This is a genomic window from Enterobacter asburiae (genome assembly GCA_011754535.1).
GTDB lineage: Bacteria > Pseudomonadota > Gammaproteobacteria > Enterobacterales > Enterobacteriaceae > Enterobacter > Enterobacter cloacae_N.
This window is the reverse complement of sequence record JAAQVN010000001.1, coordinates 903,359-928,919: the sequence shown is the minus strand read 5'-3', so window position 1 is coordinate 928,919 and position 25,561 is coordinate 903,359. Positions and strand designations below refer to the sequence as shown.

The following is a 25,561-nucleotide window of genomic DNA, read 5'->3' as shown; positions in this document are numbered from 1 at the left end:
ACCTGGCAAGCGGTCACATCTATTTTAGGACTCGCACCCAGTACACGCCGTTTTCATCACGTTTCGCGCCGTGGATATCCGTTTCAAAGCCAGGATAGTGGCGTCCTACCGAACAGAGCATTAGCAGGAAATCGAGCACCGCCCGGCTCTCCTCGGTGATCATCTCACCCGGCATCAGCAGCGGCACACCTGGTGGATACGGCAGGATCATGTTGGCCGATATCCGCCCGACCAGGTTTTCCAGCTCAACGGTTTCGACTTCACCTTTCACCTGCCGTTGCCAGGCCTTGTGAGGCGTCAGTTTCATATCAGGCAGGACATCAAACGCCTGGAGCATCAGGCGCGGCAGATCGTGCTGGCGGATCAGCCTGTGGATCCCCTGGGCCAGATCCTGAATGCGCATCGTGCGGTAGAAGTCAGGATCTTCCGCGTAGAGATCCGGCAGCATGTTCTTCACCCGCAGGTTGAGATCGTAGGCGCGCTTAAACTCCATCAGCCCGCGCAGCAGCCCCATTGCCCGGGTTTTATCGATCCCGATACTGAACAGGAACAGCAAGTTGTAGGGGCCGGTCTTCTCCACCACCACGCCGCGCTCGTCAAGGAACTTCGCCACCAGCGCGGCGGGGATCCCTTCATCGCCCATCACGCCCTGCTCGTCCATCCCCGGCGTCAGGATCGTCACCTTAACCGGATCGAGGAACATGTGGTCCGCATCGGCATCGCGGAAGCCGTGCCAGCTCTCTCCCGGCGCGACGGGCCAGCACTCCGCCTCGTCGATCGCTTCCGGCTGCCAGATATCGAAGAACCAGCCGTCGGCCTCATCCTTCAGCCGCTGGACCTCTTTACGGAAATGCAGCGCCCGTTCCACCGAGCGGTTAATCAGGCGTTTACCCGGATTACCGCGCAGCATCGCCGCGGCCGTTTCAATAGAGGCTACCAGCGGATAGCTCGGTGAGGTGGTGGTGTGCATCATAAAGGCTTCGTTAAACGTATCCTCGTCGTACTCGCCTTTGATGTGAATAAGAGACGCCTGCGAAAATGCGGCCAGCATTTTGTGCGTCGACTGCGTTTCGAAAAACACTTTGCCCGGCACGCGCTCGCCGCTCATCCCACTTTTACCCGAATAAATCGGGTGGAAATTGGTGTACGGCACCCACGCGGAATCGAAGTGGATCGACGGTACGTCCAGCGTCTGCTTGATCCAGTTCGTATTGTAGAGCAGACCATCATAGGTGGAGTTGGTAATCACCGCATGGACAGGCCAGCTTGCGTCGGGTATCGCCGCAACCTTACTTTCGATGGCTTGATGCGTGAACTCCCGGCGCGGAATGCCGCCGAGGATACCGAGCGCGTTACGCGTGGGTGACAGCCAGATCGGGACGACGTCGCTCATCATCAGCAGGTGCGCCAGCGATTTATGGCAGTTACGGTCAATCAGCAACGTGCTTCCGGTTGGCGCGGCGTACATTCCGACGATTTTGTTCGAGGTCGAGGTGCCGTTGGTCACCATATAGCTCTGCTCGGCGCCAAAGGTGCGGGCGATATACTCTTCAGCTTCAAGATGCGGGCCGGTGTGATCCAGAAGAGAGCCTAACTCGGTCACTGAAATCGACACGTCTGCTTTCAGGGTATTGCCGCCGAAGAAATCGTAGAACAGGCACCCCACCGGGCTTTTTTGATAGGCCGTTCCGGCCATGTGTCCCGGCGTACAGAAGGTGTATTTCCCCTCTTTCACATAGGTGAACAGCGCGCGTGTAAACGGCGGTGTGATGTTATCAAGATATTCGCCAGTGTATTGCTGAATGCGGGTCGCAATATCTTCCGCCACGCCGAGTGAGTATTCAAAGAACCACAGCGCCATGCGCATATCGTGAGCGCTGACATCCATGGTGGAGTGAGTGTTGATAAAGGCGTAGAGCGGAAGATATTCATTCAGCCTGTTGATCTCGCTGCACAGCTCCATGTCGTATTCGTCCCAGTCGAATATCACGCCACAGATGCGCGGATTATGTTCGATGAATTTTAACAGATCGGCGCTGTTCTGCGGCCAGATTAGCTGATATCCGCGTGCTTTCAGGGCTTGCTCCAGCTCCTTGATGGGCTCGTCTTTATAAAAGACGCCGTGTGGCCCCATGATGGCAATGATGTTCATGGTTTACCTCCTTGAAAAACATCAGATAAGCATAGTTAAGGTAAACGGCAGGTATAAAAAAAGCCGCAACATCGTGCGGCTTTTCAGATAATTGTGAAGCTTATGCGTAACCGTAGGTCATCAGACGCTGGTAACGACGGTTGAGCAGATCTTCTTTGCTCAGGACGTCCAGATCGGCCAGGTCGGCCAGCAGCTGTGCTTTCAGGGAAGCAGCCATCACTTCCGGCTTACGATGCGCGCCGCCCAGAGGTTCCGGGATAACGGTGTCGATCAGCTTCAGCTCTTTCAGACGTGGCGCAATGATTCCCATCGCTTCAGCGGCCAGCGGTGCTTTGTCGGCGCTTTTCCACAGAATGGACGCGCAGCCTTCCGGAGAGATAACGGAATAGGTGCTGTACTGCAGCATATTCACTTTATCGCCCACGCCAATCGCCAGCGCACCACCGGAACCACCCTCGCCGATAACGGTACAGATGACCGGCACCTTCAGGCGAGACATCTCCCGCAGGTTACGTGCGATGGCTTCAGACTGGCCACGCTCTTCCGCGCCCACGCCAGGGTATGCACCCGGAGTGTCGATGAAGGTGATGATAGGCATATTGAAACGCTCGGCCATCTCCATCAGACGCAGGGCTTTACGGTAGCCTTCTGGTGCTGGCATACCGAAGTTACGACGGATTTTCTCTTTGGTTTCACGGCCTTTCTGATGACCAATGATCATCACCGGGCGTCCGTCCAGACGCGCGATACCGCCGACAATAGCTTTGTCGTCAGCGTATGCGCGATCGCCTGCCAGTTCGTCAAATTCGTCAAACGCCAGGCGGACATAATCCAGGGTGTACGGACGCTGTGGGTGACGCGCCAGCTGGGCGATCTGCCATGCGCCGAGATCGGCAAAGATTTTGCGCGTCAGTTCTACGCTTTTTTCGCGCAGACGATGCACTTCTTCGTCGATGTTAATATCCAGTTTTTCATCCTGACGGCTTACCGCTGTCAGAGAATCGATTTTCGCTTCCAGCTCAGCAATCGGCTGTTCGAAATCAAGGAAATTCAGACTCATAGTATTCCTGTATTAGTCAAACTCCAGTTCCACCTGCTCCGAACCAATGAGGCCACGCAAATCGTTCAGTAAACGATCGCTCGGAGAGACACGCCACGTTGCGCCAAAGCGCAACCGCGCACGTGCATCCGCCCTCTGATAGTAGAGATGTACTGGAATGGTCCCCGAGCGGTGGGGTTCCAGAGACTGACGGAGTCGGTTTAAAAGCTGGTCATCAATTTGCCTGTCCGTCAGCGAGATAGCAAGCCCGCGAGCATATTTTTCCCGGGCTTCGTCAATGTCCATCACTTCGCGGGCGGTCATTTTAAGCCCCCCACTGAAGTCATCAAAGCTGACCTGTCCGCTGACGATAAGTATGCGGTCTTTTTCCAGCAATTGCTGGTATTTATCCAGCGCGTCGGTGAACAGCATCACCTCCAGACGCCCGGAACGGTCATCTAACGTACAGATGCCGATACGATTGCCGCGCTTGGTGACCATAACCCTTGCAGCAATCACGAGCCCCGCAGCCGTGGTGATTTTACCACGATCTGTCGGATGCATGTCTTTTAGCCTGTTGCCTCCGACATAGCGCTCAATTTCTTTGATGTACTGGTTGATCGGGTGTCCCGTCAGGTACAAACCTAACGTTTCACGTTCACCATCCAGCACCACCTGTTCTGGCCAGGGCTGACAGTTGGAGTAAGACTGCTCAATCTGCTCTGGCTCTTCCGCCAGTACGCCAAACATATCCGCCTGGCCAATGGCTTCCGCTTTCGCGTGCTGATCGGCTGCTTTCAGCGCATCGCCGAGAGAGTTCATCAGCGCGGCGCGGTGCGGCCCCAGCCTGTCGAACGCGCCGGACATGATCAGCTTTTCCAGCACGCGGCGGTTCAGTTTTTTGGTATCGGTACGGGCACAGAGATCGAACAGCTCGCGGAAGTAGCCGCCGTTGTTACGCGCTTCGATGATCGCCTCGATCGGCCCCTCACCCACGCCTTTGATCGCGCCGATCCCGTAGACGATCTCTCCGTCATCGTTGACGTGGAAATGGTAAAGCCCGGAGTTAATATCCGGCGGCAGGATCTTCAGACCCATGCGCCAGCACTCATCCACGAGGCCTACCACCTTCTCGGTGTTGTCCATATCGGCGGTCATCACCGCCGCCATAAACTCAGCGGGATAATGCGCTTTCAGCCACAACGTCTGGTACGAAACCAAAGCATAGGCAGCGGAGTGGGATTTGTTAAACCCGTACCCGGCGAATTTCTCCACCAGGTCGAAGATTTTCATCGCCAGTTCGCCGTCAACGCCGTTTTTCTTCGCACCGTCTTCAAAAATAGAGCGCTGCTTGGCCATCTCTTCCGGTTTTTTCTTACCCATAGCACGACGCAGCATGTCCGCGCCGCCGAGGGTATAGCCGGAAAGCACCTGGGCAATCTGCATGACCTGTTCCTGATACAGGATGATGCCGTAGGTTGGCTCCAGTACCGGCTTCAGGCTTTCGTGCTGCCACTGCACGTCCGGGTAGGAAATCTCTTCGCGTCCGTGCTTACGGTCGATGAAGTTATCTACCATCCCTGACTGCAGCGGGCCCGGACGGAACAGGGCCACCAGTGCGATCATATCTTCGAAGCAGTCGGGCTGCAGGCGTTTAATCAGGTCTTTCATGCCGCGGGATTCAAGCTGGAAGACGGCTGTCGTCTCCGAGCGCTGCAGCATGTCGAAGCTTTTCTTGTCATCCAGCGGGATGGCCGCGATATCCAGCGGCGGCTCGCCGTTCTTCTCGCGGCGGGCGTTGATCATCTCCAGCGCCCAGTTAATGATGGTCAGCGTGCGCAGGCCGAGGAAGTCGAACTTCACCAGCCCGGCGTATTCCACGTCGTTCTTATCGAACTGGGTGACCGGGTGCTGGCCCGCTTCGTCGCAGTAGAGCGGCGCAAAGTCGGTGATTTTGGTCGGGGCGATAACCACGCCCCCCGCGTGCTTACCGGCGTTACGCGTCACGCCTTCAAGCTTACGCGCCATGTCGATCAGCGCTTTGACTTCTTCGTCAGCTTCGTAGATTTCCGGCAGCTGCGGCTCGGCTTCAAACGCTTTTGCCAGCGTCATGCCCGGATCGGGCGGTACCAGCTTAGAAATACGATCAACAAAACCGTACGGGTGACCCAGCACGCGGCCCACGTCGCGGATAACCGCTTTCGCCGCCATGGTGCCGAAGGTAATGATCTGCGAAACCGCGTCACGGCCGTACATATCGGCTACGTGCTCGATAACCTGGTCGCGTTTTTCCATGCAGAAGTCGACGTCAAAGTCGGGCATGGAAACACGTTCCGGGTTGAGGAAGCGTTCGAACAGCAGGTCAAATTCCAGCGGATCGAGGTCGGTGATTTTCAGCGCATACGCCACCAGCGAGCCCGCCCCCGAGCCACGGCCCGGACCAACCGGAACGCCGTTATCCTTCGACCACTGGATAAACTCCATTACGATCAGGAAGTAGCCAGGGAAGCCCATCTGGTTAATCACCTGAAGTTCAATATCCAGGCGTTCGTCATACTCCGGACGACGTTTTTTACGCTCTTCTTCATCCGGGAACAGGAATTCGAGACGCTCTTCCAGACCTTCTTTCGATTTCATGACCAGGAAATCTTCCGTGGTCATGTCCCCCGTCGGGAACTGCGGCAGGAAATATTCGCCCAGGCGCACGGTCACGTTACAGCGCTTGGCAATCTCCACGCTGTTTTCCAGCGCTTCCGGAATGTCGGAGAAGAGCTCGCACATCTCCTCTTCGCTGCGCATGTACTGCTGCGATGAGTAGTTGCGCGGACGTTTCGGATCGTCGAGGGTGAAGCCATCGTGGATAGCAACGCGAATTTCGTGCGCGTCAAAATCACCGGACTCCAGGAAACGCACGTCATTCGTCGCCACAACGGGCAAGCCGCGTTCTTCTGCCAGCGCGACAGCAGCGTGCAGATAGTTCTCTTCATCCTGCCGACCGGTTCGAATCAGTTCCAGATAGTAACGATTCGGGAAGTACTCTTCATAGAACGAGACGCATTGATCCACCAGCGCGCTGTTACCGCGCAGCAGTGATTTACCGACATCGCCCATGCGGCCACCGGAGATCAACAGCAGCCCTTCGTTCAGTTCAGCCAGCCAGTCCCTGTCAATCCACGGGCCCAGTGCGCCGTAACCGCGCTGATAGGCTTTTGAGATAAGCAGGGTAAGGTTTTGGTAGCCCGTATTGTTCATGGCTAACACGGAGATTTGCGTCAGCTCATCGCCGATGAGATCGCTCTGCACATGAAAATCCGCACCGACGATAGGCTTCATTCCCGCGCCATGCGCCGTTCCGTAGAACTTCACCAGGCCACACAGGTTGGTAAAATCGGTGATCGCCAGCGCGGGCATGCCCAGAGAGGCCGCCTTTTTTACCAGCGGCCCGGTCTTCGCCAGCCCATCGATCATGGAGTAGTCGCTATGCACCCGCAGGTGTACGAAACGTGGTTCAGCCATCTTCAGATTCCGCGTTACTTAATTGCTTGCGTATTGATTCAGGACACCAGTCCCAGCGCGCGCTTCACCGGGCCAAAACTGCGCCGATGATGTTCGGTTGCGCCATGTTCAGCCAGCTTTTCCAGGTGGAAAGCCGTTGGATACCCCTTATGCTGGCCGAAACCATACTGAGGATAAGTAAGGTCCAGCGCGGCCATTTCGGCATCGCGCGTCACTTTGGCAATAATAGAAGCTGCACTGATCTCTGCGACGCGACTGTCGCCTTTAACGACGGCCATAGAAGGCATAGGCAGCGCCGGGCAACGGTTACCGTCGATCAGCACATATTCAGGCACAACCTTCAGGCCAGCAACAGCTCGCTGCATTGCCAGCATCGTGGCGTGGAGAATATTCAGATCGTCAATCTCATTCGGCTCTGCGCGCCCAACGCTCCAGGCCAGCGCCTTCTCTTTAATTTCATCGAACAGTGCCAGTCGGCGCTTCTCACTCAGTTTTTTTGAGTCATTCAGACCAATAATCGGGCGCGTTGGATCGAGGATCACCGCCGCGGTCACCACGGCCCCCACCAGCGGGCCGCGTCCGACCTCATCCACTCCGGCAACGAGGTGCGTGTGGGGATAAATAAATTCCATCATTTTGCTAACTCCAGCACTGCATCAGCCGCTTGCTCATCAGCATTACAGCGGATCAGCTGGTGCAGTTCACGGAAGGTATCGTGCATCTGGTGGCTGGTCTTGCCGTTGGCCAGCAGCGGCAGCAGGGCATCCGCCAGCGCCTGCGGCTGGCACTCATCCTGCAACAGCTCTTTTACCAGCTCGCGCCCGGCAAGCAGGTTTGGCAGGGAGACATAATCCGTTTTCACCAGACGTTTTGCCAGCCAGAAGGTAAACGGCTTCATACGATAACCGACCACCATCGGGCATTTCGCCAGCATACACTCCAGCGCCGCCGTACCAGAGGCCAGCAGAGCGGCATCGCTCGCGTACATGGCTTCCCGCCCTTTTCCGTCGAGAAGACGGACGTGAAGATCCGGGGCGACTTCGGCTTTGATGCGCTCAAACTGCTCGCGGCGTTTGGCATTCACCAGCGGCACAACCACTTCAAGATCGGGATAGGTCTGGCGAAGAATCTGCGCGGTCTTCAGGAAATCAGCGCTCAGCATCTCTACCTCTGCGCCACGGCTGCCCGGCAGCAGCGCCAGACAGTGCACATCGTGCGGGATGCCCAGCGCGTCGCGCGCCGCGTTTTTATCCGGATCCAACGGCATCGCATCCGCCATGGTATGACCGATAAAACGGCACGGAACATTAAATCTGTCGTAAAACGCTTTTTCGAAAGGCAGGAAAGCCAGCACCAGGTTGGTGGACCGTCCGATTTTGAAAACGCGTTTCTGTCGCCACGCCCACACGGACGGACTGACGTAGTGAATGGTTTTGATGCCCTGCTTTTTCAGATTACCTTCGAGGGTAATGTTGAAATCGGGTGCATCGATACCGACGAACACATCGGGTTTGAGTTCGGTAAAGCGGCGGGTGAGATCGGCACGAATATGCAGCAAGCGTCGCAGGCGCCCCAGCACCTCAACGATGCCCATAACGGCCAGCTCTTCCATTTCATACCAGGCTTCACAGCCTTCGGCCTGCATCAGCGGGCCCGCTACGCCCACAAAGCGAGCATTGGGTACACGCGCCTTAAGCGCACGGATGAGACCTGCACCAAGAATATCGCCGGAGGTTTCTCCGGCGACCAGGGCTATCGTAAGCGGACGACTGTCGACCATTAACGAATCAGGCCCCTTGTTGAACGGTCAAAGAACTCCATGAACGCGTTCACTTCAGGATGCTTGTTCGCCAGTTCGGCAATTTCCGGCTTCGCCTCTTCCAGCGTTTTACCGCTACGGTACAGCAATTTGTACGCGTTGCGGATGGCGGTAATCGCTTCGCGGCTAAAACCACGACGCTTGAGGCCTTCGATGTTCACGCCAAACGGCGTGGCATGGTTGCCCTGCGCAATCACATACGGTGGGACGTCCTGCGCCACACCGGAGCATCCGCCGACCATCACGTGTGCACCAATGATGCAGAACTGATGGACTGCGGTCATGCCGCCAATAATTGCGAAGTCATCAACCGAAACGTGTCCTGCCAGCGTTGCGTTGTTGGCAAGAATACAGCGGTCACCCACGGTACAGTCGTGCGCGATATGCGCATTAACCATAAACAGGTTGTCGCTGCCCACCTTCGTCAACCCACCACCCTGCACGGTTCCACGATGAATGGTGACGCTTTCGCGAATGCGGTTACGATCGCCAATTTCCAGACGGGTCGACTCACCAGCATATTTCAGATCCTGGTTAACTTCGCCGATGGAAGCGAACTGATAGATCTCGTTATTGCAGCCAATGGTCGTGTGACCATTCACGACAACGTGAGATTTCAGTACTGTACCCTCACCAATTTCGACATGGGGTCCAACAATACAGAACGGGCCAATGTGGACGTTAGCACCAATGATGGCACCGGTTTCCACAATAGCGGTAGGATGAATAAAGGCGGATTTATCAATCACGTATCAGGACTCCCGGCTACGAGCACACATCATCGTCGCTTCGCAAACAACTTTGCCGTCAACCAGCGCTACGCCTTTGAAGCGAGTCAGGCCACGACGCGTTTTTTCAAAAGTGACTTCCATGATCATCTGATCGCCAGGCACGACAGGACGCTTGAAGCGCGCTTCATCAATACCTGCGAAGTAATACAGTTCACCCGGCTCCAGCTTACCGACGCTTTTAAACGCCAGAATACCGGTAGCCTGAGCCATCGCTTCCAGAATCAACACACCCGGGAAGATAGGCTTACCCGGGAAGTGTCCCTGGAAGAACGGTTCGTTCACGGAAACATTTTTCACTGCGCGCAGAAAACGACCTTCTTCAAAATCCAGCACGCGGTCTACCAGCAGAAACGGGTAGCGGTGCGGCAGAAGTTCTAAAATCTCTTCAATATGCAGAGTATGAGTGTCAGTAGTCAAAATACTCTTCCTGTCAAAATGTACTGATAACAATAATAACACGGCCTGCCGGTTTATTAGAAAGCCGACAGGCCGGGAAAGATAGCGTTAAACGGGTGACGTTTAGTCTTGTTGATCGATCTTACGCTCAAGAGACTTGAGTCGCTTGCTCATATCATCAATGTTCATCACCAGAGCTGCTGTTTTACGCCATACCTTGTTGGGTTGCAGCGGAATACCGGAGGAATAGACGCCAGGTTCAGTGATAGGACGCATTACCATGCCCATACCCGTCACCGTCACCTTGTCGCATATTTCCATATGGCCATTAATCACGCTCGCGCCGCCAATCATGCAGTAACGACCAATTTTCAGGCTGCCCGCCATGATGACGCCCCCCGCAACCGCGGTATTGTCGCCAATCACAACGTTATGCGCAATCTGGCACTGGTTATCGATGATAACACCATTACCAATAATCGTGTCGTCGAGTGCACCACGGTCGATCGTTGTACAGGCCCCGATCTCCACGCGATCGCCAATAATAACGCGACCAAGCTGCGGGATCTTAACCCAGTTACCGCGATCGTTCGCGTAGCCAAAGCCATCAGAACCAATCACGGTACTGGACTGGACGAGGCAATTTTCGCCGATTTCAACTTCATGATAAACGGACACATTGGCCCATAAACGGGTTCCAGCGCCGATTTTCGTATTTTTCCCAACAAAGCATCCAGGGCCAATGACGACGTTATCGCCCAGTTCAACGCCAGATTCAATAACCGCATTCGCGCCAACGGCCACGTTGTTACCCAGCTTAGCCGTCGGATCAATCGCTGCGCTGGCAGCAATGTTCTGCGCCGGCTGCGGCGTGGTATCAAGAATTTGAGCCATGCGTGCATACGTCAGGTAGGGATTTTTCACTACCAGCGCGCTTCCAGTGGCAAAGGGAAGATCGTCCTGCGTCAGAACAACAGCTGACGCCTGGCATTGAGCCAGTTGTTCACGGTACTTAGGACTTACCATGAAGGTAATCGTGCCAGCTTTAGCAGATTGCATGGACGCAACAGCGGTGATGACGATATCGCCATCACCGTGTAATTCTGCATCCAACTGCTGAGCTAAATCAGCCAGTCGAATTGAAGGCATTACTTATTTAACCTGTTTCAGAACATCAGCGGTGATGTCTTTAACATCGCTGCTGTTGAAAGCAACGGCGTTCGCATCAACAACCAGATCGATGCTCTGATCGGCAGCAACTGCTTTAACAGCAGTCTGAATGCGAGTCACCAGCTTGCCACGCTCTTCGTTAGAACGACGCTGACGATCCTGCTCGAAAGCCTGCGCTTTCTGGGAGAAGGTCTGGCGCTGAGCCATAACGTCTTTTTCCAGTTTGCTGCGATCGCTTGCTTTCATGGTAGAACCATCACGCTGCAGACGCTGCATTTTGGACTGAAGATCGCCTTCCATACGCTGCAGTTCGCTCGCACGGCCTTTGAATTCGTTTTCCAGCGTCGCAGAAACACCCGTTTTCTGTGCAACCTGCTGGAACAAATTACCCATGTTGACGATTGCGATTTTGTCTGCTGCCTGAGCAGAAGTTGCCATCGCTAAACCGAGACCTGCAGCTAATAACCACTTTTTCACAATTAACTCCTTACCATCCCATTGGCACCAGAAGGTACCGTTCTTTGCGTGGCAAGGCGACCGTTTGACCGATCGCCGGTTGTCAGCGCTACACTGCCAACGCATTCCGTTGCAGCGGATTATTACCAGGTTTTACCAATGTTAAACTGGAATTGCTCCGCTTTGTCTCCATCGTATTTCTTAAACGGCTGGGCGTAGGAGAAGACCAACGGCCCCAGCGGTGACATCCATTGTAATGCGATACCGGCAGACATGCGAATATTGCTCGGATCGCTGTAGTCTGGTACGCCAGCTGCGCGCATCTGGGCAGTGTTCTGCCAGTTGGTATCCCACACCGTACCCGCATCCCAGAAGAAGGATGTACGTACGGAGTTCGCGTATTTATCACTGATAAATGGCGTTGGGGTGATGAACTCCAGGCTGGCCACGGCCATGGCGTTACCGCCTACCGCATCATCAGAGCTACATACTTGTTTTGGATCACGGCTTGCGCAGTTATCTTCATCATTACCGCCGTAATAAACCGCTTTCGGACCAATGTTGTTGGACTGGAAGCCACGCACGGTACTTGAACCACCCGCGTAGAAGTTCTCATAGAACGGCAACTCTTTACTGCCGATACCGTCACCATAGCCCCAACGGGTACGACCCAGAACCACCCACTTGTGATCGTCATCAATCGGGAAGTAGGACGCGGTATCCAGCGTCACCTTGTAGAACTCGTTGTCGGAACCAGGAATGGTCACCTTACCGTTCAGGTTGACGCGAGAGCCTTCCGTTGGGAAGTAACCGCGGTCAAGACGGTTGTAAGTCCAACCGTAGTTGAAGGTGAAGTCATCTGCAGCAAAACCGTTGTCATCGCTGGATGTGCTTGCAGACTGGCCGATAGAGTCCAGATAACGCCACATCGCCACCTGCGGCTGCATGTTGGACAGGTCGTTATGCACGTAACCTAAGCCCGCTCGCAGGGTGTTGTATTCGTTAACCGGGAAGCCAAGCGTTCCGTCCACACCGTAACTTTTGTTGGTGTAGGAAGACAGATCGGCATCATCCGCTTTAAAGTCGTTATAGAAGATACGACCGCCCAGGCTCACACCGTCAACGGTGAAGTATGGGTTGGTAACGGAGAACTCAGAGTAGGTCTGGTAGTCGTTTTTGGTACCATTAATACCAACAGAGTAACCCGTACCCAGCCAGTTATCCTGCTGGACGCCCACCTGGAAACTCACGCCGCTTTCCGTGCCGTAGCCCACGCCGAAGTTAAAGCTACCGGTGTTACGCTCTTTCACTTTATAAACGACATCAACCTGATCCGGGCTGCCCGGTACACGCTGAGTTTCAGTGTCTACGGTTTCAAAATAGCCCAGACGGTTCAGACGCTCTTTACCCTGGTCGACCAGGTCGCTGCCCAGCCACGCACCTTCCATCTGGCGCATTTCGCGGCGCAAAACGGAGTCTTTGGAGGTGTCGTTACCGACGAAGCGGATCTTACGCACGTAGAAACGGTTGCCCGCATCAACGTTAACGTGCAGCTTAACGGTTTTATCCGCGTCGTTGATTTCCGGCTGAGTCTGTACGCGCGGATAGGCGTAACCATAGCGGCCGAGCAGCTTCTTAATGCTGTCTTCCATTTTGGTGACTTTGGAGCCGCTATACAGATCGCCTGGCTGAATTTTGGTCAGCGATTCGATCTCAGCAGAATGCCCCGCCAGGTTACCGCTCACTTCAACACCAGAAAGCTTGTACTGATCGCCTTCAGTGATGTTAACCGTAATATAGATACCTTTCTTGTCCGGAGTCAGACTGACCTGAGTCGAGTCGATGTTGAAGCGGGCATAACCGCGATCCAGATAGTAGCTGCGCAGGGTTTCAAGGTCGCCCGCCAGTTTCTGTTTCTGGTATTTACGATCGCCAACTACGTTCCACCACGGCACTTCATCGCGCAGCTGGAAGGTCGAGATCAGTTCGTCGGTGCTGAACGCGTGGTTACCCACAATGTTGATCTGCTGGATCTTCGCAGAAACACCTTCCTGGAAGACCAGTTTCAGGTCAACACGGTTACGTGGGAGCGGAGTGACAACCGCTTTCACGCTGGCGCTGTATTTACCGACGCTGTAGTAGAAGTCTTCCAGACCTTTTTCAATGTCTGAAAGGGTTGTGCGGTCCAGAGATTCACCCACACGAACACCCGATGCTTCAAGGTTTTGCTTGAGCATGTCATCTTTCACCGACTTGTTACCGGAGAAAGTGATACTGGCGATCGTTGGACGTTCTTTTACCTGTACCAGCAGCGTATCACCATCGCGCAGGACGCGGACGTCCTCAAAGTTGCCGGTGGCAAACAGAGCACGGATGGTGTTACTGATATCATCATCATTAACCGTATCGCCGGGGCGCACAGGCATACTGAGGAGGGCCGCACCAACGGCGACACGCTGAAGGCCTTCGAAATGAATGTCTTTCACTACGAACCCGTCAGCACCGTATACGGTGGCGCTGCTAAACAGCAGCGACGCTATGAGCAACTTTTTCATCGCCATCGTTATTATGCGTTCTTCCTAACTAACTCTCTTACAACCGAGAGAAATCATTGAAAAGTGCAAGCCCCATTAACAGCACCAGCAAAATCGAGCCAATGCGATAACTAAAGTCTTGAACTCGCTCGGATACCGGTCCGCCTTTTAGCTTTTCAATCGCTAAAAACAGCAGATGACCCCCGTCTAAAACGGGAAGCGGGAACAGGTTGATAATCCCAAGGTTCACGCTAATAAGCGCGAGGAACATGAGATAGTAAATCACCCCGAACTCCGCTGACATCCCAGCCCCCTGAGCAATCGAGATTGGCCCACTGAGGTTGTTCAGTTTCACATCACCGGTTATCAATTTCCCCAACATGTTGACCGTCAGCTTCATCAGTTGCCATGTTTTATCCGTGGCTTCAAGAATGGCGCTGAACGGCCCATACTGGCGTATTGTCTTGTACTCATCTGGCAGCGGGATCACTTTTGGCACAACGCCTGCAAACCCTTCTGCCTTTTTGCCGACCGACTTCGTATCCGGGATCAGCGTCAGCGAAAGCGGACTACCTTGCCTTTCAACTTCCAGCGCGAGAGACGTCCCCGGATTATCGCGCACCAGAGTAACAAAGGTCATCCACTCTGTTAATGGTTGACCATCGACTTTAACGATCCTGTCGCCAGCTTGCAAACCCGCTTTGCTCGCTGCCGAATTTGCCTGTACTTCGGCTAATACCGGCTCAATCTGCGGGCCGCGGGGACGAATGCCCAGCGCAGCGACGGGATCCTCTTTGTCTGGCTCGAAACGCCAGTGGCGTAAATCCAGTACTTTGTCCTGACGCGCGTCTGACCCAAACGGCGATACGCTGATGATTGTCTGCGGATCGCCAATTTTGGCTACCAGCTGCAGTCGCACGGCATCCCAATCAGGGGTTTCGATGCCATCAATCGTTTTAAGTTCCATCCCGGACGTAATTTGCGCACTCGCCGCGATGGAGTCAGGGGCAATCTCCCCCACTACCGGACGCACGCCAGGGACGCCGATGATAAACACCAGCCAGTAAGCGAAAATCGCAAAGATGAAGTTGGCTACCGGTCCGGCAGCAATGATGGCGGCGCGTTGTCCAACGGTTTTGTTGTTAAACGCACTATGTCGCAGTTCAGGAGCGACAGGCTCAACGCGTTCGTCGAGCATTTTGACGTAGCCGCCAAGCGGGATAAGGGCGATGACAAATTCCGTGCCGTGACGGTCGGTGCGCGTCCAGAGTGATTTGCCAAAACCAATGGAGAATCGCTCTACCCGCACACCACAACGGCGAGCAACCCAGAAATGGCCAAATTCATGCACGGTAATCAGTACACCCAGTGCAACAATGAACGCCGCCAGATTCCAGAGAATGCTCAGCATAAAACCTTCCGTTAAATCGTCCCGAATACCAGTAAAAGCAGGCAAGCAAATACTGGAACAGCCGCTGTCAGGCTGTCAATGCGATCCAGTATACCGCCATGCCCTGGAATAAGATGTCCGCTGTCCTTAATCCCTGCTTCACGCTTAAACATACTTTCGGTTAAATCACCGAGCACTGAGGCAAGTGCAGCAAAAATCGAGCACACCAGCAGTATTGACGGTGCTACGGCCAGATCTGCCCAGACGCCATAGCCCCAGGAGATGATCGCTGCCGTAAACAAGCCGCCGATGAAGCCTTGCCAGGTTTTACCCGGAGAAACTTTTGGTGCCAGCTTATGTTTGCCAAACAGTTTACCAAACATATAGGCCCCGGAGTCAGCCCCCCAGACGAGAATCATCACATAAAGCAGCCAGATCGCACCGCTGTAATGGTTTTCGTCATAGTGCCAGGCTCGCAGCGCGACCATGCCCCAGAAAAACGGAACAATGGTGAGCAAACCAAAAATCAGTCGCAGCACTTTTGAATGACGCCATAATGCCGCGGAGCCTGGATAAAAAAGAACCAGCAACAGCGCGGCAACCCACCAGGCCAACGATATCCACAAGGAGCCGGCAACCAGCGGTTGATGAATATCATGGTGATATTCAGGCAACGTAAACAGCATTATGGCAAGGATAAAGCCACAGAGTACCGCAAGCCATACTCGCTGGCTGCGCGAGGTAAAGCCGCTAAACTGTCCCCATTCCCACGCGGCGAGCATGCACACCACCAGCGTAACAATGGCGAATCCCACCGGGGGCAGTAAAAACAGCGCCGCAATGACAATGGGTATTAAAACAAAAGCGGAAATCAGGCGATACTTCAGCAAAAGCTACCCCCATCAGGCTTTGTCGCCACCTGGCTCGGTGCCGCCGAAACGACGCTCTCGATTGGCAAAGGCATGCAGCGCACCTTCAAAGTCTTGTTCATCAAAATCGGGCCAAAGAACATCCGTAAAGTAAAGTTCAGCATAGGCAATTTGCCATATCAAAAAGTTACTTATGCGATGTTCCCCCCCTGTCCTAATTACCAAATCCACAGGTGCCAGTTCATTCATGCAGATTTGCTTGCTCAGCGCCTCTTCATCAATCTGGTCGGGTCTCAACAGCCCTTCCTGAACCTGTTCGGCCAGATGCCGAACGCCCTGGATAATATCCCAGCGTCCACCGTAATTCGCCGCAACGTTGAGCGTCAGACCGGTATTATTTTCAGTCAGCGCTTCTGCTTTACGAATCCGCTCCTGCAAACGTGAGTTAAAACGACTGGTATCGCCAATGATGCGCAGGCGAACGTTGTGGCGGTGCAGGCTTTTTACTTCGCTGTCTAGCGCCCACACAAACAATTCCATCAACGCAGTCACTTCCTGCGGAGGTCGATTCCAGTTTTCACTGCTAAAAGCATAGAGCGTTAACGCATCAATGCCGTTATTAGCGGCAAAAGAAACGGCACGGCGAACAGATTTCGCTCCCGCTTTATGCCCAAAGGCTCGTATTTTCCCTTGTCTTTTCGCCCAGCGCCCGTTGCCATCCATGATGATTGCTACATGACGGCAGCCATGAGCTGGCAAGTTTTCGCTTATTGGTTGATTCGCAGACAACATAACGCGTTTTTTGTCCCTGAAAAGGATTTAACGGTACTCAGGAATACTTAAGCCTGTACATAAAAAAGCCGTGTCAAACCACGGCTTACCTGACCACGTAAAGTCAAATTCCTGCGATCAGGTGGCGCAGACTATATCACTGAAGCCCAACGCTAACAAATAGCACGACCACTAGTGCTTGCTTTATCACCAGCTTGCAAGACGTGTCACCTGTTTACGCGCAATATCACGAGCAGTTGTATCCACCGCCAGCACCTCTTCCACGCTTTGTGGCTCGCGCAAATCCATCATCTCCAGTACCGATAAATTTAACGTCGCGATATCGGTAAAACGGATCTGCTGATTCAGAAATGCGTCAACGGTAATTTCATTGGCTGCATTCAGTGCCGTCGTCGCCGCCTGCCCCTGGTCAAAGGCGTTCATTGCAAGCTTCAGACAAGGATAACGATCGTAGTCTGGTTCACTGAACGTCAGGGAACTGAGCTTACAGAAATCAAGCGGCTTAACGCCGGATTTCACCCGGTTTGGCCACGCCATTGAATGGGCAATAGGCGTACGCATATCCGGCTCGCCAAGCTGTGCCAGCACGCTGCCATCCTGATAGCGCACCATCGAGTGAATCACCGACTGCGGGTGGATCAGTACTTCCATCTGCTTCGCTGACGCATTAAACAGCCAGCGCGCTTCAATGTATTCCAGACCTTTGTTCATCATGGTGGCTGAGTCAACGGAGATTTTACGCCCCATTGACCAGTTCGGATGACGGCATGCCTGGTCCGGCGTCATTGCGCGCAGTTCAGACAGTGGCGTTTCACGGAACGGGCCACCAGACCCGGTAAGCAGAATCGACACGACGCCATTCTGCTCCAGGTCAGCGTACCCCAGGTTCTGTTGAAAAGGTTGCGGTAAACTCTGAAAAATGGCGTTGTGCTCGCTGTCAACCGGCAAAAGGCGCGCCCCACGCTGTTTTACCGCGTCCATAAACAGGCGGCCGCAGGTAACAAGCGACTCTTTATTGGCGAGCAAAACGTCTTTACCGGCATCGATCGCAGCAAGTGTCGGCAGCAGCCCGGCCGCTCCGACGATGGCCGCCATAACCTGGTCAACTTCATCCAGCGCCGCCATCTCACAGGCCGCCTGCTGGCCGCTCAGCACCTCGGTTCGGCTACCCTTCTCCCGCAGCTGGGCTTTCAGCAGACGCGCGCTCTCTTCGTCATCCATCACCGCGTAGCGGGGCATAAACTCCAGGCACTGCTCGACCATACGCTGCACATTCTTACCGGCTACCAGCGCTGTCACGGTGTAAAGTTCAGGATTATGGCGGACGACGTCGAGAGTACTGCAACCGATGGAGCCGGTTGAGCCGAGGAGTGTTAAATGCTTCATGAGATGCCCGAAAAAAGTTAGACCAGATAAAAGCAAAACGCCGCCAGCAAGACCCGAAGTCCCTCTGAACGGCGTTTATCAGTGTACGACAGAAATCAGAACTGCATCAGTTCCGCTTCTTTTTCTGCCAGCGCCGCATCAATTTTCTTGATGGCTGCGTCGGTCATTTTCTGAATGTCGTCCTGAGAACGACGATCGTCATCTTCGCTGATCTCTTTTTCTTTCAGCAGTGCTTTCACTTTATCGTTCGCATCACGGCGCACGTTACGCACGGAAACACGACCCTGCTCAGCTTCACCGCGAACCACTTTGATCAGGTCTTTACGACGTTCTTCCGTCAGCGGAGGCAGCGGAACGCGGATGTCAGCGCCTGCAGAGCTTGGGTTCAGACCCAGGTCAGAGGCCATGATCGCTTTCTCAACGGCCGGGCTCATAGAGCGATCGAAGACGTTGATTTTCAGCGTACGGGTATCTTCAACCGTCACGCTCGCCAGCTGGCGCAGAGGCGTTGGCGTACCGTAGTATTCTACGATAATGCCATCCAGCAGGCTTGGGGAAGCACGGCCAGTACGGATTTTGCTGATTTGGTTTTTGAACGCTTCTACGCATTTGTCCATGCGTACTTCAGCATCTTTTCTGATGTCGTTAATCACGTTACGAATCCTTGAAAACTTGTCTCAGGCAGACTATCCGCCAGCACAGCGCTACAGGTGTGCTAAGTATAGTCGCGTTTAATTCATGACAACGCCAAAGGCGCGTCCAGGTAAGATACCACTACAAAGTAAAGCGGAATCTTACCTGTATTTATCGTCAACGGAAATTATTCCGTGATCAAAGTGCCTTCTTTTTCGCCCATGACCACGCGACGCAGTGCGCCAGGTTTGTTCATGTTGAAGACACGAATTGGCAATTTGTGGTCGCGAGCCAGCGTGAAGGCGGCAAGATCCATCACTTTCAGCTCTTTATCCAGCACTTCGCTGTAGCTCAGCTGATCGTACATGGTGGCAGAAGGATCTTTTGCCGGGTCGGCAGTAAACACGCCATCGACTTTGGTCGCTTTCAGTACCACATCAGCTTCGATCTCGATACCGCGCAGGCAGGCAGCGGAATCGGTCGTAAAGAACGGGTTACCCGTACCGGCGGAGAGGATCACCACGCGGTTGTTGCGCAGCAGGCTAATGGCCTCTGCCCAGCTGTAATTATCGCATACGCCATTCAGTGGAATCGCGGACATCAGGCGGGCGTTCACATATGCGCGATGGAGTGCGTCACGCATTGCCAGGCCATTCATCACGGTTGCCAGCATACCCATGTGGTCGCCCACAACGCGGTTCATCCCCGCTTTCGCCAGACCAGCACCACGGAAAAGGTTGCCACCGCCAATGACCACGCCAACCTGGATACCCAGTTCGACCAGTTCTTTGATTTCCTGTGCCATGCGATCAAGGATGCTTGCGTCAATACCGAAGCCTTCGGATCCCTGCAGCGCTTCGCCACTCAGCTTAAGCAGAATGCGTTTGTACACGGGTTTTGCATTGGTAGCCATGTTTCTTTCCTGAGACTGTCAACGATTAAGATGGGAGTTAATTCTGGCGACATAATATGCCGCAAATCAGTACAGCGATACTGGAGCCTGTCTGATTTCCTGTGACGGGTGACAAAAAGAAGCCGCCCTCAGGCGGCTCCTTTTCAATCATTAAGACTGCTTGGACATTGCAGCAACTTCTGCTGCGAAGTCAGTCTCAACTTTCTCGATGCCTTCGCCCACTTCGAAGCGGATGAAGCCAGTTACGTCAGCGTTGTGCTCTTTCAGCAGCTGAGCAACAGACTTGCTTGGATCCATAACGAAAGGCTGGCCAGTCAGAGAAACTTCGCCGGTGAATTTCTTCATGCGGCCTTCAACCATTTTCTCTGCGATTTCTTTTGGCTTACCAGACTGCATCGCGATGTCCAGCTGAACCTGGTACTCTTTCTCAACCACTTCAGCAGACACGTCTTCTGGCTTAACGAATTCTGGTTTGCTTGCAGCGATGTGCATAGCCAGCTGTTTAACCAGCTCTTCGTCAGCGCCTTTAGCCGCAACCAGAACACCGATACGTGCGCCGTGCTGGTAAGAACCCAGTACTTCGCCTTCCAGGGAAGATACGCGACGGATGTTGATGTTCTCACCGATTTTAGCAACCAGCGCAACACGTTCTTCTTCGAACTGTGCTTTCAGAACTTCAACGTCAGTGATTTTGCCAGCAACAGCTGCGTCCAGAACTTTGTTCGCAAATGCCTGGAAACCGCCATCTTTAGCAACGAAGTCAGTCTGGCAGTTAACTTCCAGAATGATGCCGTAGGTGCCGTCGATTTTAGTGATGATCACGCCGTCAGCAGCAACGTTGCCTGCTTTCTTAGCTGCTTTGATCGCACCGGATTTACGCATGTTTTCGATTGCCAGCTCGATGTCGCCGTTCGCTTCAGTCAGCGCTTTTTTGCAATCCATCATGCCTGCGCCAGTACGCTCGCGCAGCTCTTTTACCAGGGATGCGGTAATTTCAGCCATTCTTAAATCCTCGGGAGATGTGAACTGCCCGGCCGGAGGCCAAACAGTGTAAATTGAAAAAAGGGGCCGATAATGGGCCCCTATTCATACACGGTACTAATAAGGGGTAAAACCTTATTATTCAGCTTCTACGAAGCTTTCTTCCGCCTGAGAAGCCAGATCCTGGGAACGGCCTTCACGAACGGTAGCAGCTACAGCGCTCAGGTACAGGCTAACAGCACGGATTGCGTCGTCGTTACCCGGGATAACGAAGTCAACACCGTCCGGATCGGAGTTGGTATCAACGATAGCGAATACCGGGATACCCAGGTTGTTAGCTTCTTTGATAGCGATGTGCTCGTGGTCTGCATCGATTACGAACAGCGCGTCTGGCAGGCCGCCCATATCTTTGATACCGCCCAGGCTGTTTTCCAGCTTGTCCAGTTCACGAGTGCGCATCAGCGCTTCTTTCTTAGTCAGCTTGTCGAAAGTACCGTCCTGAGACTGGGTTTCCAGATCTTTCAGGCGCTTGATGGACTGACGAACAGTTTTCCAGTTGGTCAGCATGCCGCCCAACCAGCGATGGTTCACGAAGAACTGGTCGCAGCTGTTAGCAGCATCTTTCACAGCTTCGCTTGCAGCGCGCTTAGTACCAACGAACAGAATCTTACCTTTACGGGAAGAGATCTTGTTCAGCTCAGCCAGGGCTTCGTTGAACATTGGTACAGTTTTCTCAAGGTTGATGATGTGAACTTTGTTACGCGCGCCGAAGATGAAAGGCTTCATTTTCGGGTTCCAGTAACGGGTCTGGTGACCGAAGTGAACACCAGCCTTGAGCATGTCGCGCATGGAAACAGTTGCCATGTTTTAAAACCTCTATATTGAAAGTTGGGGTTATGCCTCCACGTATCCCATATTACCGACCCCGAAGGGCACCCCGGAATATGTGCCGATACGTGTGTGTTGTTACACAAAGTGAGATTTGTCGCTTCCGTCCAGCCTGTGTATCTGAGATGGATCGGAAGTCCGGCGCGCTTTATACCACAAAACACGACCAGAAACCAACAGTTGTTGGCGGAGTGTGCTGTTAATGATTCTCAATTTGGCACGGAGCGTGCCTGACTGATACCATTGACGACACTTAGACTAGTATTGTCGAAAAAATCGACACCGATGGACAGATTACATGGCTATCTCTATTAAGACACCTGAAGAAATTGAAAAGATGCGCGTCGCCGGTCGTCTGGCTGCGGAAGTGCTGGAAATGATCGAGCCGTTCGTGAAGCCGGGCGTCAGCACCGGCGAACTGGATCGCATCTGTAATGACTATATCGTTAACGAGCAGCACGCGGTTTCCGCCTGCCTCGGCTACCACGGTTTCCCGAAATCCGTCTGCATCTCTATTAATGAAGTGGTTTGCCACGGTATTCCTGACGACGAAAAACTGCTGAAAGATGGCGACATCGTCAACATCGACGTGACCGTCATTAAAGACGAGTACCACGGTGACACCTCAAAAATGTTCATCGTTGGCAAACCAACGATTCTGGGCGAGCGTCTGTGCAAAGTGACGCAAGAGAGCCTTTACCTGGCGCTGAAAATGGTTAAACCGGGTATTCGCCTGCGCACCCTCGGTGCCGCAATTCAGAAATTTGTGGAAGCGGAAGGTTTCTCCGTGGTGCGCGAGTACTGCGGTCACGGCATTGGCCGCGTCTTTCATGAAGAACCGCAGGTTCTGCACTATGATGCCGATGACGGCGGCGTGGTGCTGCAAAAAGGGATGACCTTCACCATCGAGCCGATGGTCAACGCCGGTGACTACCGCATTCGCACCATGAAAGACGGCTGGACGGTGAAAACCAAAGACAGAAGCTTGTCTGCCCAGTACGAGCATACTATTGTGGTAACGGACAACGGCTGCGAAATTATGACGTTGCGCAAGGATGACACCATCCCGGCGATACTGACGAACATTGAGTGATAAGAAGCCGGCAAATGCCGGCTTTTTTAATGGCGATAGCTTTTTCTTATGGGTGGCGCACGATGAGTAATCTATTACCCGAACAGTATGCTAACACAGCCCTTCCCACCCTCCCCGACCAGCCCGATAACCCGGGCGTCTGGCCGCCGCACGAGCTGACCTGCGCGCACATAAAAGCCCATATGGACGTTTTCCATCGCTGGCTGGGCAGCGCGTTCGACGCGGGCGTATCTGCCGAGCAGCTCATTGAAGCGCGCACCGAATTTATCGACCAGCTGCTGCAGCGTTTGTGGATCGATTACGGGTTTGGGCAAATCAGTGATGTTGCGCTGGTTGCCGTCGGGGGCTATGGCCGCGGAGAGCTTCATCCGCTCTCCGACATCGATCTCCTGATCTTAAGCCGCAAAAAGCTGCCGGACGAACAGGCGCAAAAAATTGGCGAACTGCTGACCCTGCTCTGGGACGTCAAGCTTGAAGTGGGCCACAGCGTGCGCACCCTGGAAGAGTGCCTGCTGGAGGGGTTATCTGACCTGACCGTCGCCACCAACCTGATTGAAACCCGCCTGCTGATTGGCGACGTCGCGCTGTTCCTGGAGCTGCAAAAGCATATTTTCAGCGACGGCTTCTGGCCATCTGAGAAATTCTTCGCCGCCAAGGTCGAGGAGCAAAACCAGCGCCACCAGCGCTACCACGGCACCAGCTATAATCTTGAACCCGATATTAAAAGCAGCCCCGGCGGCCTGCGCGACATCCACACGTTACAGTGGGTCGCCCGTCGCCACTTTGGCGCCACCTCGATGGACGAGATGGTCGGCTTTGGCTTCCTGACCGAGGCCGAGCGTAACGAGCTAAACGAGTGTCTGCACCTGCTGTGGCGCATCCGTTTTGCCCTGCATCTGGAAGTTACCCGCTACGATAACCGCCTGCTGTTCGACCGCCAGCTCAGCGTGGCGCAGCGGCTGAATTATCAGGGCGAAGGTAACGAGCCGGTTGAGCAGATGATGAAGGATTTCTTCCGCGTCACCCGCCGGGTCACCGAGCTGAACCAGATGCTGTTGCAGCTGTTTGATGAAGCAATCCTCGCCCTGACGGCGGACGAAAAGCCGCGCCCGATTGATGACGAATTCCAGCTGCGCGGCACATTGATCGATCTGCGCGACGAAACGCTGTTTATCCGCGAGCCGGAAGCAATCCTGCGGATGTTCTACACCATGGTGCGCAACAGCACCATCACCGGGATCTACTCCACCACCCTGCGCCATCTGCGCCACGCGCGCCGTCATCTGACGCAGCCGCTGTGCTATATCCCGGAAGCGCGCTCGCTGTTCCTGAGCATGCTCCGCCACCCGGGCGCCGTCAGCCGCGGTCTGCTGCCGATGCACCGCCACAGCGTGCTGTGGGCCTATATGCCGCAGTGGTCACACATCGTCGGGCAGATGCAGTTCGATCTGTTCCACGCCTATACGGTGGATGAACATACGATCCGCGTCATGCTCAAGCTGGAAAGCTTTGCGAAAGAAGAGACGCGGCCCCGCCACCCGCTGTGCGTGGAGCTGTGGCCGCGCCTGACCCATCCTGAACTGATCCTGATTGCCGCCCTGTTCCACGACATCGCCAAGGGCCGCGGCGGCGATCACTCGGTGCTGGGCGCGCAGGACGTGCTGAAATTTGCCGAACTGCACGGCCTCAACTCGCGCGAGACGCAGCTGGTCGCCTGGCTGGTGCGCCATCACCTGCTGATGTCGGTTACCGCCCAGCGTCGTGATATTCAGGATCCGGAAGTGATCAAGCAGTTCGCCGAAGAAGTCCAGACGGAAAATCGCCTGCGCTACCTGGTCTGCCTGACGGTGGCCGATATTTGCGCCACCAACGAAACCCTGTGGAACAGCTGGAAGCAGAGCCTGCTGCGCGAACTGTACTTCGCCACCGAAAAACAGCTGCGTCGCGGGATGCAAAACACCCCGGACATGCGCGAGCGCGTGCGTCATCACCAGCTGCAGGCGCTGGCGCTGCTGCGGATGGATAACATTGATGAAGAAGCGCTGCATCAGATTTGGGCCCGCTGCCGTGCCAACTATTTTGTGCGCCACAGCCCAAACCAGCTTGCCTGGCACGCGCGGCACCTGCTGAAGCACGATCTGTCTCAGCCGATGATCCTGCTGAGCCCGCAGGCCACGCGCGGCGGAACGGAGATATTCATCTGGAGCCCGGACCGGCCTTATCTGTTTGCTGCCGTCTGCGCCGAGCTGGACAGGCGTAACCTGAGCGTTCACGACGCGCAGATTTTTACCACCCGCGACGGCATGGCGATGGATACCTTTATTGTGCTGGAGCCGGACGGCAGCCCGCTGTCCTCGGACAGGCATGAAGGGATACGCTTTGGTCTGGAGCAGGCGATTACCCAGCGCAGCTGGCAGCCACCGCAGCCGCGCCGTCAGCCGGCGAAACTGCGTCATTTTACCGTCGATACCGAGGTCAACTTCCTGCCGACCCACACCGACCGTAAATCGTTCCTGGAGCTGATCGCGCTCGACCAGCCTGGGCTGCTCGCCCGCGTCGGCCAGGTTTTTGCCGATCTGGGAATTTCGCTCCATGGGGCCCGAATTACAACCATTGGCGAGCGAGTAGAAGATTTATTTATAATCGCCACCGCCGACCGGCGTGCCCTTAATAATGACCTGCAGCTTGAAGTGCAACAACGGTTGACAGCAGCCCTCAATCCAAACGATAAAGGGTGACGTGT

General features: G+C 54.4%; 20 protein-coding genes. 2 read left to right on the top strand and 18 right to left on the bottom strand.

Translation table 11 applies throughout. The annotated features are described in order from the left end of the window. Positions 1-19 precede the first annotated feature (19 nt). The 18 genes from HBM95_04240 to rpsB form a co-directional block, all read right to left on the bottom strand. Positions 20-2,152: a lysine decarboxylase LdcC gene (locus HBM95_04240; protein NIH42152.1), complete on the bottom strand. Its 2,133-nt coding sequence runs from the start codon at positions 2,150-2,152 to the stop codon at positions 20-22. A 100-nt stretch (positions 2,153-2,252) separates the two neighbouring features. After that, the gene (gene accA, locus HBM95_04235; protein NIH42151.1) at positions 2,253-3,212 is read right to left on the bottom strand and encodes an acetyl-CoA carboxylase carboxyl transferase subunit alpha; all 960 of its coding nucleotides are present in this window, start codon (positions 3,210-3,212) and stop codon (positions 2,253-2,255) included. A 12-nt stretch (positions 3,213-3,224) separates the two neighbouring features. Continuing rightward, a complete protein-coding gene (dnaE, locus tag HBM95_04230) occupies positions 3,225-6,707 on the bottom strand; it encodes a DNA polymerase III subunit alpha (protein NIH42150.1) in 3,483 nt (1,160 codons plus the stop codon). Between the two features lie 38 nt (positions 6,708-6,745). Further along, complete coding sequence (rnhB, locus tag HBM95_04225; GenBank protein ID NIH42149.1) at positions 6,746-7,342, bottom strand: ribonuclease HII; 597 nt, start codon at positions 7,340-7,342, stop codon at positions 6,746-6,748. Further along, positions 7,339-8,487: a lipid-A-disaccharide synthase gene (lpxB, locus tag HBM95_04220; GenBank protein NIH42148.1), complete on the bottom strand. Its 1,149-nt coding sequence runs from the start codon at positions 8,485-8,487 to the stop codon at positions 7,339-7,341. Before lpxB ends, rnhB begins: the two co-directional genes overlap by 4 nt. Further along, positions 8,487-9,275, bottom strand: coding sequence for an acyl-ACP--UDP-N-acetylglucosamine O-acyltransferase (gene lpxA, locus HBM95_04215; protein ID NIH42147.1), 789 nt, complete (start codon positions 9,273-9,275; stop codon positions 8,487-8,489). Before lpxA ends, lpxB begins: the two co-directional genes overlap by 1 nt. A 3-nt stretch (positions 9,276-9,278) precedes the next feature. Beyond that, positions 9,279-9,734 carry a 3-hydroxyacyl-ACP dehydratase FabZ gene (fabZ, locus tag HBM95_04210; protein ID NIH42146.1) on the bottom strand — a complete coding sequence of 152 codons (456 nt, stop codon included), beginning with the start codon at positions 9,732-9,734 and terminating at the stop codon, positions 9,279-9,281. Positions 9,735-9,836: 102 nt separating this feature from the next. Further along, positions 9,837-10,862 (bottom strand): UDP-3-O-(3-hydroxymyristoyl)glucosamine N-acyltransferase, encoded by a 1,026-nt coding sequence (gene lpxD / locus HBM95_04205; protein ID NIH42145.1) that lies wholly within the window; start codon positions 10,860-10,862, stop codon positions 9,837-9,839. 3 nt (positions 10,863-10,865) lie between these two features. Continuing rightward, entirely contained in the window at positions 10,866-11,360 is a 495-nt protein-coding gene (skp, locus tag HBM95_04200) for a molecular chaperone Skp (protein ID NIH42144.1), read from the bottom strand. 122 nt (positions 11,361-11,482) lie between these two features. Continuing rightward, complete coding sequence (gene bamA / locus HBM95_04195) at positions 11,483-13,900, bottom strand: outer membrane protein assembly factor BamA (protein ID NIH42143.1); 2,418 nt, start codon at positions 13,898-13,900, stop codon at positions 11,483-11,485. 31 nt (positions 13,901-13,931) lie between these two features. Beyond that, positions 13,932-15,284 carry a sigma E protease regulator RseP gene (rseP, locus tag HBM95_04190; GenBank protein NIH42142.1) on the bottom strand — a complete coding sequence of 451 codons (1,353 nt, stop codon included), beginning with the start codon at positions 15,282-15,284 and terminating at the stop codon, positions 13,932-13,934. Between the two features lie 11 nt (positions 15,285-15,295). Further along, a complete protein-coding gene (gene cdsA, locus HBM95_04185) occupies positions 15,296-16,153 on the bottom strand; it encodes a phosphatidate cytidylyltransferase (protein NIH42141.1) in 858 nt (285 codons plus the stop codon). A 12-nt stretch (positions 16,154-16,165) separates the two neighbouring features. After that, positions 16,166-16,924, bottom strand: a complete 759-nt coding sequence (ispU, locus tag HBM95_04180) for a (2E,6E)-farnesyl-diphosphate-specific ditrans,polycis-undecaprenyl-diphosphate synthase (GenBank protein ID NIH42140.1) — start codon at positions 16,922-16,924, stop codon at positions 16,166-16,168. A 186-nt stretch (positions 16,925-17,110) separates the two neighbouring features. Continuing rightward, entirely contained in the window at positions 17,111-18,310 is a 1,200-nt protein-coding gene (gene ispC / locus HBM95_04175) for a 1-deoxy-D-xylulose-5-phosphate reductoisomerase (GenBank protein ID NIH42139.1), read from the bottom strand. A gap of 95 nt (positions 18,311-18,405) precedes the next feature. After that, on the bottom strand, positions 18,406-18,963 hold the full coding sequence (gene frr / locus HBM95_04170) for a ribosome recycling factor (GenBank protein ID NIH42138.1): 558 nt from the start codon (positions 18,961-18,963) through the stop codon (positions 18,406-18,408). 167 nt (positions 18,964-19,130) lie between these two features. After that, positions 19,131-19,856 carry a UMP kinase gene (pyrH, locus tag HBM95_04165; GenBank protein NIH42137.1) on the bottom strand — a complete coding sequence of 242 codons (726 nt, stop codon included), beginning with the start codon at positions 19,854-19,856 and terminating at the stop codon, positions 19,131-19,133. A gap of 150 nt (positions 19,857-20,006) precedes the next feature. Next, positions 20,007-20,858 (bottom strand): elongation factor Ts, encoded by an 852-nt coding sequence (gene tsf, locus HBM95_04160; GenBank protein NIH42136.1) that lies wholly within the window; start codon positions 20,856-20,858, stop codon positions 20,007-20,009. 117 nt (positions 20,859-20,975) lie between these two features. Beyond that, positions 20,976-21,701 carry a 30S ribosomal protein S2 gene (rpsB, locus tag HBM95_04155; protein NIH42135.1) on the bottom strand — a complete coding sequence of 242 codons (726 nt, stop codon included), beginning with the start codon at positions 21,699-21,701 and terminating at the stop codon, positions 20,976-20,978. Positions 21,702-22,023: 322 nt separating this feature from the next. Here rpsB and map point away from each other — a divergent pair, with 322 nt between their 5' ends. Together map and glnD are read left to right on the top strand one after the other, a co-directional pair. Further along, on the top strand, positions 22,024-22,818 hold the full coding sequence (gene map / locus HBM95_04150) for a type I methionyl aminopeptidase (protein NIH42134.1): 795 nt from the start codon (positions 22,024-22,026) through the stop codon (positions 22,816-22,818). 62 nt (positions 22,819-22,880) lie between these two features. Continuing rightward, positions 22,881-25,556 (top strand): bifunctional uridylyltransferase/uridylyl-removing protein GlnD, encoded by a 2,676-nt coding sequence (gene glnD, locus HBM95_04145; protein NIH42133.1) that lies wholly within the window; start codon positions 22,881-22,883, stop codon positions 25,554-25,556. Positions 25,557-25,561 lie beyond the last annotated feature (5 nt).